This is a genomic window from Pseudogemmobacter humi (assembly GCF_900609055.1).
GTDB lineage: Bacteria > Pseudomonadota > Alphaproteobacteria > Rhodobacterales > Rhodobacteraceae > Pseudogemmobacter > Pseudogemmobacter humi.
This window is the reverse complement of the sequence record NZ_UXAW01000051.1, coordinates 71,492-86,323: the sequence shown is the minus strand read 5'-3', so window position 1 is coordinate 86,323 and position 14,832 is coordinate 71,492. Positions and strand designations below refer to the sequence as shown.

Below are 14,832 nucleotides of genomic sequence, written 5' to 3'. Positions count from 1 at the left end.
ATAGCTGCCGATGGGGTTTGCGCTCATCCGGATTGTGCGATATGTATTTTTTGTTTACATATCGCACAGAGGGCGGTGATGATCAGCGAGCGCGACATCATGGGCGGGCTGGCCAAGGGACTGGCCGTCATCGAAACCTTTACCGCCGAGAAACCGCGCCAGTCGATCACAGAGGTCGCTACCGCCAGCGGACTGGACCGCGCCACCGCCCGGCGCTGTCTGCTGACCCTGGCGCACCACGGTTATGCCGATTGGGACGGCAAGTTTTTCACCCTTACGCCGCGGGTCCTTCGGCTGGGCACCGCCTGCCTTGCCACCATGCCCCTGCCGCAGATCGTGCAGCCGATGCTGGACGACCTGTCGGAAAAGATCGGCGAAAGCTCGTCGGTGTCGATCCTTGACGGGGCCGAAATCGTCTATGTCGCGCGTGCTGCGCAGAAGAAAGTGATGTCCATCGCGCTGATGCCGGGCTCGCGGCTGCCCGCATATTGCACCAGCATGGGAAGGGTGCTGCTCGCCGCCCTGCCCGAGGCCGAGGCCCGCGCCCTGCTGGGCCCCGGCCCGCTGCCCGCCCGGACCGGCCTGACCCTGACCGACCCCGGAGCGGTGATGGCAGAGCTTGCCCGGGTGCGGGCGCAGGCCTTCGCGGTCAACGATCAGGAGATCGAGACCGGCCTGCGCTCGATCGCGGTGCCGGTGACGAATGCGCGCGGCCAGGTCATCGCGGCCCTGAACATCGGGCTGTCGGCGGCCCGCGGCGATGCAGCCGAACTGCCGGCGCGCTTCCTGCCCAGGCTGCGCCAGGTTCAGGCCGACCTGCGGGCCATGCTGCGTTAGCGCCCAGGACCCATTGATTTGCGATGCCCTTCGCGAAGGGCCCGCCCGGGGACCCTCTGCAACCGCCGGAGCCTGACGGGCGTGTTCACCCGGATCATGACCCGGCAGGCCGAATGACGGGCCAGATGCAATTGTCGCGCAATCGCGCAGATCTCTCCGCGCCGGATACAGGCCCGGGGAACAAGCCCGCGCAAAGAATGCCACCGACCGGAGGTGCGGTGCGCGCGGATCAGGTCATCGGCAGGGTAAGCGTCCGCGCCAGCTTTTCGCTCGCCTCGGCCAGCGCGGCCAGGTTGTGGTCCTTGTTCGGGCCGAGGATGCTGTTCTCGGGGCCGGTCAGGCCGACCACATAGCGCACCTCGCCCGACGGACCGAAGATCGGCCGCGCCACCGAGGCCAGGCCGTAGACGTGTTCGCCGCATTCGATGGAATAGCCGCGCCCCGGAACCTGGGCGATATCCTGAAGCAGCTTTGTCCGGTCAATCAGCGTGCGCGGGGTGAAGGCTTCCAGTTCCTGCGCGTCAAGGATGCGGTCGCGCCGATCGGGCGGCAGATAGCTGAGGATCGCCTTGGCCGAGGCCGAGGCATGCGGCGGCATCAGCGTGCCGGGAACGATATGCAGCCGCACCGTGGTATCGGGCGCGACACAGTTCACCGAACGGATCTCGGCCTCGTAAAGCCGGGCGAGGAAGGCCGACTGCCCGGTCGCCGCCGCAAGCTGCTGCAACGACCGCCCGCTGATGCGCTCCAGCCAGGCGGTGTCGCTGGTGCCGTGCAGCAGATGCAGGATGCGCGGACCCAGCTGAAAGGCGCGCGCGCGGCCGGGGCTGGGCGCGATCAGCCCGCTGTCCAGCAGGACATGGACGATCCGGTTGACGCTGGCCTTCGGCAGATCGAGCGCGCGTTCCAGCTCGGACGAGGTGAGCCCGTCGGTATGCGGGGCCAGAAGCTCCAGGGTCGTCATATACCGTTCGAGCGGTGTGTCGCGGTTTTCCGATGCGGCCATCGAGCCAGTGCCAGCCATTTTCAGGTAAATCCCGTCACATCTACTCCGAGGCCGTGCGGCGGCGCAACCTTATAGCTGGCCGGGGTTACGCGGCCTGTCCGCCGCCCTCGGTGAAGCGGCGCCGAAACTTCCGGCGCCGCTTCTGCCCTTGCTGTCAGCCAGGGCGGGCAGAGATCACTCGATCACGCGGCTTTCGCCCACCTCGGCCGCCGACGGGTCGAGGCCGTAGGCCGCCAGCACCTCGCCGATCACCCCGGCGGCGCGGTAGTCTTCCAGCGAAGCGTTGACCGCGGTCACGAAGTCCGCGTTGTCCTTCGGCAGCAGGAACGCGGTCTGCGAGGCCAGCGTGGTGGCGGTGACGCGCGGATCGGCTTCCAGCAGAACCACCTTCACATCGGTGCCGGCATGAAGCAGCACAGCCGCGCCGAAGCCTTCCAGCCCGGCATCCAGCCGCCCGGCCTGCACGTCCTGCGCCAGGTTCAGCGAAGAGGGATAGGTGGTCGAGCCCTCGATCGTATTCTCCATCTCGATCACCCAGTCATAGCCCTCGACGGTGCCGACCTTCCTGCCGATCAGCTGGTCGACGGTCGAAAGCCCTTCCTTCGACGCGACGGCCAGCTGGTCCAGGTAGACCGGGGTCGAGAGCGTGATCACCTGGTCACGCGCCGCAGTGCGGTAGAACCCGCCAAGCGCGACATCGGCGCGGCCGGACTGCACCGCCGAGACCGCGGCCGGGTAGGTGAAGATCTCGTAGGTGATCTTCAGGCAGTTCTCCGCGGCGAATTTCGCCAGCAGATCGCCGTCGATGCCGCTGACGGTGCCGTCCTTCTCGGCCGAATAGGGCGGAGTGTTGGTCAGGGCGACGGTCAGCGTGCCTTCGGTCAGGGTGGTGAAGCTGTGCTTCGGGCTGCAATCCTGCGCCATGGCGAGCCCCGCCCCCGACAGGGTCAGCGCGGCGGCGGCGAGCGAAAGTCTTGCGGTGTTCATGGTCTTTCTTCCTCCTGTTGGATGGGTTTCAGCCAAGATGGCTGCCGAGGCGCCGCGCGGCACGGTTGACGAGCCAGCCGAACGGAATGGTGATGGCCAGGTAGACGAGGCCGGCAAGGACCAGCACGTCGAAATAGAGATAGGTCGCCGCCCCGATCCGGTAGGCCCGGGCCAGCAGTTCGGGGATCGCGATGGTGAAGGTCAGCGCCGTGGCCTGGAAGATCAGGATCGCGAAGCCCATCAGCGCCGGAACCGCGAAGATCACGCCCTGGGGGATCACCACGAAGCGCAGCACGTCGCCCGGGGTCATGCCCAGTGCATGGCCGGCCTCGACCTCGCCCTTCGGCACGGCATTGATGCCGGCGCGCAGGATCTCGCTGGTATAGGCGCCGGTGGTCAGCGCCAGCGCCGTCGCGCCCGAGACGAAGGCGCTGACGCTGATCCCCGCCGAGGGCAGGCCGTAATAGACCATCTGCAACACCACCAGGGCCGGCGCGCCGCGCCCCACCTCGACCAGCGCGATCGCGGGCCATTTCAGCCAGGGCGCCCGCGCCGCGCTCAGCAGCGCCAGCGCCAGCCCGAGCGGCAGCCCCGCCGCCAGCGCCGCCCCGGTCAGTTGCAGGCTGACCAGCAGCCCCTTCCACAGTTGCGGCAGCCAGTCGGCCCAGTTCGCCAGAAGCCCGCTCATGCCGTGATCCTCCTGCGCATCCGGGCGTCCATCGCGCGGGCGAGGGCCGCCACCGGGATCGACAGCAGGATGTAAAGCACCGCCGCCGCGATGAACGGGGCGAAACCGCCGCCCGCCGCCTGGGCCTGCTGCGTCACCAGCATCATCACGTCGCGCACGCCGATGGTCGAGGCGACGGTGGTGTCCTTCAGCAGGCTGACGAGAAAGGTCGCCATCGGCGGGACCGAGACCCGCAGCACCTGGGGCGCCAGCACATAGCGCAGGGTATCCAGCCGGGTCAGCCCAAGCGCCACCGCCGCCGCATTCTGCCCCGCCGGCAGCGTCAGAAAGCCGCCGCGGTAGATCTCGGCCAGATAGGCCGCCGAGATCAGCCCCATGCCCAGCACCGCCGCCTGGAACGGGCTGAGCGTGACGATGCCGCTGCCGAGGCCGAAGAAGATGATGAACAGCCAGACCACCGGCGGGATGCCCCGCATCACGTCGATGTAGATCCGGGCGGCCAGCCGCGGCAGCACCGACCGGGCGCGCCGCATCAGCACCAGCGGGATGCCGAGGACGGCGCCGATCAGGAACGACAGCCCCGTCACTGCCAGCGCCACCGGCACCCCTTTCAACAGGGCAAGGAAGGTCTCGGTCATCAGTGGCGGTCCAGAATGGCGCGGAAGAATTTCTGCGTCCGCGGCAGCTTCGGGTTGCGGATCACCTGGTCGGGTGGCCCCTGTTCGATGATCTCGCCATCGGCCATCACGATCACCCGGTCGGCCACCTCGGCGGCGAAGGCGATCTCATGGGTGACGACGATCATGGTCATGCCGTCGGCGGCCAGCTCGCGCATCACCGCCAGCACCTCAAGCCCCAGTTCCGGATCCAGCGCCGAGGTCGGCTCGTCGAACAGCATGACCTTGGGGTCCAGCGCCAGCGCGCGGGCGATGGCGATGCGCTGCTGCTGGCCGCCCGACAGCCGCGCCGGATAGGCCGCCGCCTTGTCGGCCAGATGCACCCGCTCCAGCAGGCGCGCGGTCACCTTGTCGGCCTCGGCGCGCGACCGGCCCAGCACCCGCATCTGCGGCAGCGAGATGTTCTTGCCCACCGTCATATGCGGGAACAGGTTGAACTGCTGGAACACCATCCCGGTCGAGCGCCGCAGCGCCAGCAGATCCTTCTGGCCCAGCCTGTGATCAAGTGAAAAGGTGAAATCGCCAACGCGGAGCGTGCCGGAAACCGGGGTCTCCAGCATGTTGATCGCCCGCAGCAGCGTGCTTTTGCCCGCCCCGCTGGGCCCGACCATGGCGACCACCTCGCCGCGCGCGATGTCGAGCGAGACATCGCGGATCGCGTGATGGTTGCCGTAGCGGATGTTGATCTTCTCCAGTGAGACGACGGGCGGTGCAGCCGGACTTTGCGCTTCGGTCATCAGGGACGCTCCTCCTGGCCAACGGGACGGTTCCGGTCGGGCGAGGGCCGCAGCGCCTCCAGCCCCGGGGCCGAGACGACGGCGCCGTGCAGCGCCCAGTCGGCGGCGGCGATGCCGATCACCGGGGCAAGCTGGATGCCGTAGCCGCCGCCGCCGCCCGCGGTGATCAGCCCCGGCTCGGCCGGGTCCACCGGCCCGGCGAAGGGCCGGCGGTCGGCGGTGATCGGGTAAAGCCCCGCCCAGCCCCGGCCGAGCCGCGCGCCCGGCAGATCGGGCAGCCGCTCCAGCAGCAGCTCCGCCAGATATTCGCGCGATTCGTCCATGCACTGGTCGTTGTAGTCGTCGGGGTCCGAAGGGGCGCCGGTCGAGACCTTGTGGATCTCGGAGATCAGCTCATCCGGCTTTTCGTGGCGAAAGTTCAGCCCGGTGCCCTCGCCGTCGATCAGATCCATCACCATCGGCATCGTGTAATCGAGCGGCTGGTCGAGCAGGATCGCCATCGCCTCGTGGCGCTCGGGGAAGATGTGAAGCTGCTGGCCGAACATCGCCGCCACCTTCGGCGCCCAGGCTCCGGCGGCATTGACCACGACATCGCAGTCCACCGCGCCTTTTGCCGTCTCCAGCCGGTAGCCGCCGCTGCGGCGCGCGAGACCCGTCACCTTGCAGAACTGGCGGATCTCGCCGCCCAGTTCGCGCAGGCGCGCGCCGAGGAAGGTGCAAAGCTCGTAGGGGTCGAGAAAGCCGTCGTCCGGCCCGAAGATCCCGCCGGCCAGCCCCTCGGCCGACAGATGCGGGATCAGCCGTACCATCTCGTCCGGGGTCAGGACGCGGGCGCGGAATCCCGCCTCTTCCTGCATCTGCTGCGAGCGTTCCAGCGCGCGCATCTGCGCCGCGCTGCGCGCCAGCCGCAGATAGCCGATATGGTTGAAGCGGAAGCCCTGCCCTTCCCATTCGCGGAACCGGGCCTGGCCGTAGCGCCGCATCAGCAGCTGGAACGGATCGGTCATCTGGGTGCCCACCACCCCGACCGAACGCCCCGACGAGCCCGAGCCGAGCGCATCCGCCTCGATCACCGTCACCCGCGCGCCTTGGCGCGCCAGTTCCAGCGCCGTGGCCATGCCGGCTGCGCCGCCGCCGATCACCGCGGCATGAAGTTTCGCTGTCATCTTCTTTTCCGTCCTGTTGGCCTCGGGCCGTTTCAGCCCTGGCGGGCGATCTCGCCCAGCGTGTCCTCGATGGCCGAAAGGATTTCGGCGGCATCGCCCCGGGTCATCGGCGTCGAAAGGGCGAAAAGCCCGTAGCTGGCCGAAAGCACGCCACGGTCCAAGAGCCCGCGGTGGAAAGCGCCGAGGCGGCGCTTCTCGACCGGGCCGGGCCAGACCGAGCGGTAGTCGGTGATCGGCTGCGCGGTGAAATGCACCCTGAACAGCGAGCCGAGCCCGACGCAGCGCCCAGGCAGCGCCAGCCGCGCCAGCGCCGCGTTGATGCCGTCGCGCAGCATATCGCCCAGTTCGTCGAGATGGGCGAAGGCCGCGGGCGTCAGCGCGCGCATCGCCGCCAGCCCCGCCCGCATCGTCACCGGGTTGGCGGTGAAGGTGCCGCCATGGGGCAGCGCCGGCTTGCCGGAGGTGGGATCGAACACCGCCATCACCTCGGCCCGGCCCGCGACCGCGCCCACCGGGAAACCGCCGCCGATGATCTTGCCCAGCGCGGTGAGATCCGGCCGGATGCCCCACAGGCCCTGCGCCCCGGCATGGCTCAGCCGGAACGAGATCACCTCGTCGAAGATCACCAGCGCCCCGGCGTCATGCGCAATCCGCGTCATTTCCTCCAGATAGTCCCGGCGCGCGGGGATCAGCCCGGCGCGGTTCGGCATCGGGTCGATCAGCACGCCGGCGATGGTGTCGCCCTCGCGGGAGAAGACGGCGCGCAAGGCCTCGGTATCGTTGAAGGGCACCACGATCACATCGGCCAGAACCCCCGCGGGCGTGCCCCTCGCATAGGCGGTCGAGACGGGCATGTCGCCCCAGTTCCCCGGCGCGCTGTCGAGGCTGACCTCGGCGAAATCGTAGGAGCCGTGATAGGCGCCCTCGATCTTGACGATCTTCGGCCGCCCGGTGAAGGCGCGCGCGGCCTTGATCGCCATCATCACGCCTTCGGTGCCGGAATTGGCGAAGCGGATCTGGTCCATCGCCGGCAGGCGGCCGGTCAGCAGTTCCGCCAGTTCGATCTCGGATTCGGTGGGCGCGCCGAAGGCGGTGCCAAGCGGCAGCTGCGCCGCGACCTCGGCCACCTGTTCGGGCTGGCCGTAGCCGTGGATCATCGAGGTGAAGTTGTTGATGCAGTCGTAGAACACCTGCCCGTCGGCGTCCCAGACCCGGCATCCCTCGCCCCGGACGGCATAGATCGGGAAGGGGTCGAGGAAAACCGTGGTCCGGGTGTTTCCGCCCGGCATCACCTTGCGGGCGCGCTCGAAAAGGCGGCGGGAGGCGGGAAAGCTGTCTGGATAGGTCGGCATGATGATCCGCAGGGAGAGAGGTCGGGAAAGGTGCGCGCCCCCGGCAAGGCCCGGGGCGCGCCGGATTCGCTCAGACGGTCATGATCGTGTGGCTCTGCTCGTGCATGAACTGCGGCAGATACCAGGTGCCCAGCCCGCCCTTGCCGCCGACGCCTGTGCCCTTCCAGCCGCAGAACGGCTGGCCGCCCGGCCAGGCGCCGGTGGTCGCGCCCGAGGCGCGGTTGGCGTAAAGCACCCCGGCCTCGGCATGGGCCAGGAAATGGCTGATCTCGCCTTGGTCCTGCGAGAAGATCCCCGCCGAGAGGCCGTAGGAGACATCGTTGCCCTCGGCCAGCGCGGCCTCCAGCCCGTCCACCCCGCGCAGGACGAGGAAGGGCATGAACAGCTCTTCCCGGGTCAGCCGCGACGGCCCGTCCATCTCGACCAGGGCCGGGGCGAAGTAGTTGCCGGGCAGATCCGCGATCCGCTCGCCGCCCAGCAGGACCCTGCCCCCGGCCCGGGCCTCGGCCATGGCGGCGATGAAGCGCGCGGCGGCGGCATCGTTGTAGAGCGGGCCCATGAAGGTGGCGCCATCGCGCGGATCGCCCACCTGCAACTTCGCCACGAAGGCCCGGAACGCCTCGACGAACCGCTCCTTCACGGCATTGTCGACATAGACCACCGAACAGGCCGAGCATTTCTGGCCCTGAAGCCCGTAAGCCGAGCGCGCGACACCCGCGGCGGCGCGTTCGATATCGGCGTGTTTCGTGACATAGGCCGGGTTCTTGCCGCCCATCTCGGCGATGACCGGGCGCATCCAGGGCCGCGTGGCCATGTGGCGGAAGATCGACATGCCGGTCTTGTGCGAGCCGGTGAAGACCACCCCGTCGATGCCGGGGTCGGTGGTCAGCGCCTCGCCGACCGCGGCACCGCCGAGGACGATGTTGAACACGCCCTCGGGCAGGCCGGCCTTGCGCAGCGTTTCCGCCAGCAAGAGCCCGGTCAGCTGGCATTCCGGCGAGGGCTTGTAGACCACCGCATTGCCGGTCAGCAGCGCGCCGCAGAGCATCCCCACCGACAGCGCCACCGGAAAGTTGAAGGGCGCGACCACGGCGAAGACGCCATAGGGCCGCTGGACCGAGACGGCGGTCTCGCCCGGCACCATCTCGATCATCTCGCGGCGGTAGCCGGCGTTCGCCTTCAGCTCGCCGGGGTAGTAGTCGAGCATGTCGACCGCCTCGTCGGCCTCGCCGATGGCCTCGATCCGCGACTTGCCCACCTCGAACAGCGCGGCGATGCCCAGCCGGTATTTCGCTTCGTCCAGCGCCGCCCGCCAGCGCGCGGCAAAGGCGAGACGCTCATCGAGGCTGGCCTTGTTCCAGACCGCCGCGCCCTTGCGCGCCGAGGCGATGGCGGCCTTCACGTCGGCTTCGGTCGATACCGGGAAGCGGCCGAGATCCAGCGCCGGGTCGATGGGGCTGGCCACCGCGGCAACCGGGCCGGTGGCGAAAGGCGTGGCCCAGGTCTTGCCCGACATCCCGGCCTGGAACGCGGGGATCTCACGGTCGAGGAAGGCGTGCAGCGGGGAAAAATCGGCTCCGATGTTGGAATAGGTTACCCGGGGCAGCGTATCTGTCATCTGATTTGTCCTGATTTTCGGGCTTTGTATCAAAAATCAGTATATACGGCTGGTTGTCAACTCTTTTCTACAGCTTGTTGCCCGGCCTTATGCCGCGCGGGCAAGCCGCCGCCCGGCATCGCCCGATAGTGCGATACGGTATTTCCCGAAGCAGCCGTTCGGCTTGCGACATGGTTTGCGGCCCGGCATTCCGCGGAACCTTTCTGAAAGAGCTCCTGTCGCTCTTTTGCGCATATGGTATGACTTCAACCCATGACCGCGACATCGAACAGCCTTCCTTCCTTGCGTTCCGCCCGCGTTCATGAGGTCTGCGGACCGGGTGCGGCCGGTTTTGCCGCGGTCGCCTGCGCGCAGAGCGGGGGGGATCTGCTCTGGCTGCGTGGGGCCTGGCAGGCGGGGGCGCTTGACCCTGTGGGCCTTTCGGAGATCTGCGATCCCGCGCGCATTCTGATCGCGCGGGCGAAGGATCAGACCGACATGCTCGCCATTGCCGAAGAGGCGCTCAGGGATGGTGCGGTCACGCTGGTGGTGATCGAGATCAGCCATCCGCTTGATCTGCGCGAGGGGCGGCGGCTGCAACTGGCGGCGAAGGCCGGGCAGGCGACGGGCCTGTGCCTGATCCCGGATGGCGGGGGCAGCCCGGCCAGCGAGACGCGCTGGCATTGCGCCCCGGTCCTCGACCCGGAGGGGCGGCCCGACTCGACTCTGATGCGATGGGAAATTATAAAGAACAAATCAGGAACAACTGGAGTCTGGCATGTTCGTTGGGACGCGGCGGCGCATCGTCTCGATGTGGTTTCCCCGGTTGCCCAGCGACCGGGTTCTGCGGCTGCGCCCGGTTGAGGGGCCGTTCGCCCTTACCCTGCGGCTCAACAATGCCGGGCAGATCCATTGCCTGAACCCTGCGGCAGAGGCCGGAGGACTGCATCGCGGCATGCCCCTTTCGGAAGCCCGGGCCTTTTGCCCGGCGCTGCAAAGCGCCCCGGCCGATCCGGCGCAGGAGGCCCGCATGCTGGGCATCCTGCGCCGTTGGGCGACCCGCTACTGCCCCTGGGTGGGAACGGAGGGAAAGGACGGGCTGACCCTCGACATCACCGGCGCGGCGCATCTCTGGGGCGATGAGCCGGCCATGCTCGCCGATATGCAGGCGCGCCTGGAACGGGCGGGTTTCGGGGTGCGGATCGGGCTGGCCGATACGCGCGGCGCGGCCTGGGCGCTGGCCCGTCATGGCGGGGGAATCGCGGCGCCGGGCGAAAGCCTTGCCGCGCTGGCGGCGCTGCCTGTCGCGGGCCTGCGGCTGGATGAGGACACGAGCATCGCCCTGCAACGGCTGGGTCTGCGCACCATCGGCGCCCTGGCGGGCGCATCCCGTGGCCCCCTCGCGCGGCGCTTCGGGCCGGAGCTGCTGCGACGGCTCGATCAGGCGACCGGCGCGCAATGCGAGTCGATCACCCCGCTTGCCGATCCGCCCCATTACGCGGCCCGCCTGACCCTGCCCGAACCGATCGGGCTGACCGCCGATGTCATGGCGGGAACGGCGCGGCTGCTCGAAGCGCTTTGCGGCAGGCTCAGGGCGCAGGAAAGCGGGGCGCGGGCGCTGCGTCTGAGTCTGCGCCGGGTCGACCGGCAAAGCCTGTCGGTCGATCTGCGGCTGGCCACGGCGATGCGCGATCCCGCGCGCATCCTGCCGCTTTTCGCCCGCGGGGTGGAAGGGGCCGATGCGGGTTTCGGCATCGACCAGTTGCGGCTGGAGGCCACGCGGGTCGAACCCCTGCCCATCCGGCAGGCCGGCCCGGTGTCGGAGGCCCCCGACCGGCTGGACGATCTGATCACCCGGATCGGCACCCGGATCGGGCTGGACAATATCCTGCGTTTCCTGCCCGCCGACAGCCATATCCCCGAGCGCAGTTTCGTCATGGTGCCCGCCGCCGGAACGAAGGCCTGCGACGGCTGGCATGCCCCGCGTCCGCGCCCCCTGCGGCTGTTTCCGCCCGAACCCATCTCCGGCCATGGCGCGGCCCCGCCCGCCCGGTTCCGCTGGCGGCGGATGCGCCTGACCACCGCCCGCGCCACCGGGCCGGAACGCATCGCACCGGAATGGTGGGTGGAGGATGACAACTGGCGTTCGGGTCTGCGCGATTACTGGCGGGTCGAGACCCATCAGGGGCGGCGGCTCTGGCTGTTCCACACGCCGCAGAATCCCGGCTGGTTCGTGCAGGGAGAGTTCGCATGAGCGCTCCCACCCTCTCCCCGGCGGCGGAGGATCTTCCGCAGGCGCGGTATGCCGAACTTTGCATCACCACGAATTTCACCTTTCTGACCGGGGCCTCGCATCCCGAGGAACTGGTTCTGCGCGCCACCGAACTGGGGCTGGAGGCGATCGCGATCACCGACCGCAACTCTCTGGCCGGGGTGGTCCGGGCCTGGTCCGCGTTGAAAACCCTCAGGAAAGAGGCCGAGGAAAGCCTGCGCATCCGCTCGACGACCCGGATGGATACATCCTCGCGGCAGGAGACCGGACAGCCCCGCGACCTCGCGCGGCCCGAAACGCTGCGGCTGCCGAAGCTGATCGTGGGCGCGCGGCTGGTGCTGCGCGACTGCCCGGTCGAATGGCTGGCGCTGCCCACGGACCGTCCGGCATATCACCGGCTCTCGCGCCTGCTGACACTGGGGAAGGGTCGGGCGGGAAAGGCGGAATGCCATCTGACAGCCGCCGATCTGGCCGCCCCCGATTCAGAGGGGGGGTGCCGGGGCATGATCCTGATCGCGCTGCCGCCGCCGGACCCGGGGCAGGCGCTCGATCCGGTCCGCAACATGGCGCGCCGCTATCCCGGCCATGTCTTCCTGGGGGCTGCGCCGCGCTATGACGGGTCGGATCAGGCGTGGTTCGACACCTGCGCCGATCTTGCGCTGCGGGCGTCGAGCCCGATGGTGGCGGTGGGCGATGTGCTGATGCACCGCGCCGCCCGCCGGCCGCTGGCCGATGTGCTGACCTGCATGCGCGAGCATATCACCATCGACCAGATCGGCACCCGCGCCCTGTTGAATGCCGAGCGGCGGCTGAAGGACGCCCCGGCCATGGAACGGCTTTATCATCGCCATCCGGGCGCTGTCCGCCGGACGCTGGAAATCGCGGCGCGCTGCGGCTTCGATCTGTCCGAACTCAGCTATGAATATCCCGACGAAATCGCGGATGGCGAATTGCCCCAGGGCCGGCTGGAGCGGCTGACGCGCGAAGGGCTGGCGCGGCGCTGCCCGGACGGCATCCCCGAACGCTATCACGCCCTGCTGGCGAAAGAGCTGACCGTTGTCGGCGAGCTCGGCTATGCCGCTTATTTCCTGACCGTTCATGACATCGTATCCGAGGCCCGCAAGCGCGGCATCCTGTGTCAGGGACGGGGATCGGCGGCGAATTCCATCATCTGCTGGTCGCTCGGCATCACCGATGTCTCGCCCGATATGATCGGCATGGTGTTCGAGCGGTTCCTCTCGCGCCACCGCGGCGAGCCGCCCGATATCGACGTGGATTTCGAGCATGAGCGGCGCGAGGAGGTGATCCAGTGGATCTATGAGAAATACGGTCGCCACCGTGCCGGGCTCTGCGCCACCGTGATCCATTTCCGCTCGCGCGCCGCGATCCGCGAGGTGGGCAGGGTCATGGGCCTGAGCGCGGATGTGACCGCAAGCCTGTCGGGGCAGATCTGGGGTCTGTCGAACGGCGGCGCGGACCCCGCGCGGATCCGCGAACTGGGCCTGAACCCCGAGGATCGCCGCCTCGCGCAGACCATTGCCCTGATCGGCGAGATCATCGCCTTTCCGCGGCATTTGTCCCAGCATGTCGGCGGTTTCGTCATCACCAAAGGCAGGCTGGACGCGCTGTGCCCTATCGAGAACGCCGCGATGGAGGGGCGCACCTGCATCGAATGGGACAAGGACGATATCGACGCGCTGAACATCCTGAAGGTCGATGTCCTGAGCCTGGGCATGCTGACCTGCATCCGCAAGGCCTTTGCCCTGCTTGAGGAGCACGAGAATATCCGCCACACAATCGCCTCCGTCCCGCAGGGGGACGAGGCGACCTATGACATGCTCTGCCGCGCCGATGCGGTGGGCGTGTTCCAGGTCGAAAGCAGGGCGCAGATGAATTTCCTGCCCCGGATGCGGCCGCGCGAATTCTACGATCTGGTGATCGAGGTCGCCATCGTGCGCCCCGGCCCGATCCAGGGCGGCATGGTCAAGCCCTATATCAAGCGGCGGCAGGGGCTGGAAAAGCCGGAACCCTTCGGCCCCGCGCTGGCCGCCGTGACACACAAGACGCTGGGTGTGCCGCTGTTTCAGGAACAGGCTTTGCAGATCGCCATGATTGGGGCGGGCTATACCGCCGAGGAGGCCGACCAGTTGCGTCGCTCGCTGGCCTCGTTCCGGCGGATGGGCACCATCGGCCAGCATAAGCGGAAATTCATCACCGGCATGCTGGACAACGGCTATAGCCTGGAGATCGCCGAGCGCTGCTTCAGCCAGATCGAGGGTTTCGCCGATTACGGCTTTCCCGAAAGCCATGCGGCGGCCTTCGCCATGCTGACCTGGGTCTCGTCCTGGCTGAAATGCCGCCATCCGGCGATCTTTGCCTGTGCGCTGCTGAATTCGCAGCCGATGGGCTTCTACGCCCCCGCCCAGATCGTGCGCGACGCCCGAGAGCATGGGGTGGAAATCCGCCCCGTCTGCGTGAACCACAGCACCTGGGACAACCGGCTGGAACGGCGCGCGGACGGGGCCCTCGCTTTGCGGCTGGGATTTCGCCAGATCAGGGGCTTCCGCGAGGCGGATGCCGGATTGATCGCCCGGGCGCGCGGCAACGGCTATCACGATCCCGAAAGCCTCTGGCTGCGCGCGGGCGTCATGCCTCCGGTTCTGGAGCGTCTGGCCGAGGCCGATGCCTTTGCCGGCATGGGGCTGACCCGGCGCGACGCGCTTTGGGCGGTGCGGGCGATCCGCGCGCCCGCGCCGCTGCCGCTGTTCTCGAACCCGACCGACGGCGAGGGCGTGCGCGAGCCCGCCGTGCCCCTGCCCGCCATGCGTCCGGGCGAGGAGGTGGTCGAGGATTACATCGCCATGCGCCTGACGTTGCGCGCGCATCCGATGGAACTGTTGCGCCCCTCGATCCCCGGTCTGACCCCGCATGCGGAACTGTGCCAGACACCGTTGCGCCGCATCTCGGTCTGCGGCCTGGTCATCACCCGCCAGCGCCCCGGCACCGCATCGGGCGTGATCTTCCTGACGCTGGAGGACGAAACCGGCGTATCCAACGTCGTCGTCTGGCCGAAGACCTACGCGCGGTTCCGGCGGATCGTGATGGGCGGGCGGCTCTTGCGCGTGACGGGGCGGCTGGAGCGCGAGGGCATCGTCACCCATCTGATCGCCGACAGGATCGAGGATCTCTCACACCGCCTTGCCGATCTTGGCCATCCGCTGGAAAGCGCGGTCGGCATCACCCGGCCGGAAGCCGACGATGCTCCGCGCCCCGCGCGGTATGCCGCCCGCGCGCACCATCCGCGAGAGCAGGCGAAACGCCTGTTCCCCAGCCGGGATTTCCATTGAGGTGGCCGCCGCCGCGCGAATGGCACCGTTTTCCGCTCCCGCAACAAACGGGACAACCTCCTGCCCCGCCCGCCGCCAGCCAGGCGCAAAGCGGGCATGTTTCGTGGCCCATTTTTCCCGAACGCACCGAGCCCGGCGGCGGCCATAGTTGCGCATGGTCCGGCCG

At 68.6% G+C, this 14,832-nt stretch carries 12 protein-coding genes; 4 read left to right on the top strand and 8 right to left on the bottom strand.

From position 1 onward, the window contains the following. Nucleotides 1-78 precede the first annotated feature (78 nt). Nucleotides 79-837 carry an IclR family transcriptional regulator domain-containing protein gene (locus XINFAN_RS06665; RefSeq protein ID WP_124085710.1) on the top strand — a complete coding sequence of 253 codons (759 nt, stop codon included), beginning with the start codon at nt 79-81 and terminating at the stop codon, nt 835-837. Between the two features lie 229 nt (nt 838-1,066). Here XINFAN_RS06665 and XINFAN_RS06660 read toward each other — a convergent pair whose 3' ends face one another. The 8 genes from XINFAN_RS06660 to XINFAN_RS06625 form a co-directional block, all read right to left on the bottom strand. Continuing rightward, the gene (locus XINFAN_RS06660; RefSeq protein ID WP_124085709.1) at nt 1,067-1,861 is read right to left on the bottom strand and encodes an IclR family transcriptional regulator; all 795 of its coding nucleotides are present in this window, start codon (nt 1,859-1,861) and stop codon (nt 1,067-1,069) included. Between the two features lie 156 nt (nt 1,862-2,017). Beyond that, the gene (locus XINFAN_RS06655; protein ID WP_124085708.1) at nt 2,018-2,830 is read right to left on the bottom strand and encodes a substrate-binding periplasmic protein; all 813 of its coding nucleotides are present in this window, start codon (nt 2,828-2,830) and stop codon (nt 2,018-2,020) included. 28 nt (nt 2,831-2,858) lie between these two features. Beyond that, the gene (locus XINFAN_RS06650; protein WP_124085707.1) at nt 2,859-3,518 is read right to left on the bottom strand and encodes an amino acid ABC transporter permease; all 660 of its coding nucleotides are present in this window, start codon (nt 3,516-3,518) and stop codon (nt 2,859-2,861) included. Further along, complete coding sequence (locus XINFAN_RS06645) at nt 3,515-4,156, bottom strand: amino acid ABC transporter permease (protein ID WP_124085706.1); 642 nt, start codon at nt 4,154-4,156, stop codon at nt 3,515-3,517. The genes XINFAN_RS06650 and XINFAN_RS06645 overlap by 4 nt, the downstream gene beginning before the upstream one ends. Further along, nucleotides 4,156-4,932: an amino acid ABC transporter ATP-binding protein gene (locus tag XINFAN_RS06640; RefSeq protein ID WP_124085705.1), complete on the bottom strand. Its 777-nt coding sequence runs from the start codon at nt 4,930-4,932 to the stop codon at nt 4,156-4,158. Before XINFAN_RS06640 ends, XINFAN_RS06645 begins: the two co-directional genes overlap by 1 nt. Beyond that, entirely contained in the window at nt 4,932-6,098 is a 1,167-nt protein-coding gene (locus tag XINFAN_RS06635) for an NAD(P)/FAD-dependent oxidoreductase (RefSeq protein ID WP_124085704.1), read from the bottom strand. The genes XINFAN_RS06640 and XINFAN_RS06635 overlap by 1 nt, the downstream gene beginning before the upstream one ends. 32 nt (nt 6,099-6,130) lie before the next feature. Further along, nucleotides 6,131-7,450, bottom strand: coding sequence for an aspartate aminotransferase family protein (locus XINFAN_RS06630; RefSeq protein WP_124085703.1), 1,320 nt, complete (start codon nt 7,448-7,450; stop codon nt 6,131-6,133). 70 nt (nt 7,451-7,520) lie between these two features. Beyond that, entirely contained in the window at nt 7,521-9,068 is a 1,548-nt protein-coding gene (locus XINFAN_RS06625) for an aldehyde dehydrogenase family protein (protein WP_124085702.1), read from the bottom strand. 252 nt (nt 9,069-9,320) lie between these two features. Here XINFAN_RS06625 and XINFAN_RS06620 point away from each other — a divergent pair, with 252 nt between their 5' ends. The 3 genes from XINFAN_RS06620 to XINFAN_RS06610 are packed head-to-tail and all read left to right on the top strand — an operon-like array spanning nt 9,321 to nt 14,666. Then, nucleotides 9,321-9,911, top strand: a complete 591-nt coding sequence (locus tag XINFAN_RS06620; protein WP_124085701.1) for an ImuA family protein — start codon at nt 9,321-9,323, stop codon at nt 9,909-9,911. Then, nucleotides 9,826-11,301, top strand: coding sequence for a Y-family DNA polymerase (locus XINFAN_RS06615; protein WP_124085700.1), 1,476 nt, complete (start codon nt 9,826-9,828; stop codon nt 11,299-11,301). The genes XINFAN_RS06620 and XINFAN_RS06615 overlap by 86 nt, the downstream gene beginning before the upstream one ends. Then, nucleotides 11,298-14,666, top strand: a complete 3,369-nt coding sequence (locus XINFAN_RS06610) for an error-prone DNA polymerase (protein WP_124085699.1) — start codon at nt 11,298-11,300, stop codon at nt 14,664-14,666. The genes XINFAN_RS06615 and XINFAN_RS06610 overlap by 4 nt, the downstream gene beginning before the upstream one ends. The last annotated feature ends 166 nt before the right edge of the window (nt 14,667-14,832 follow it).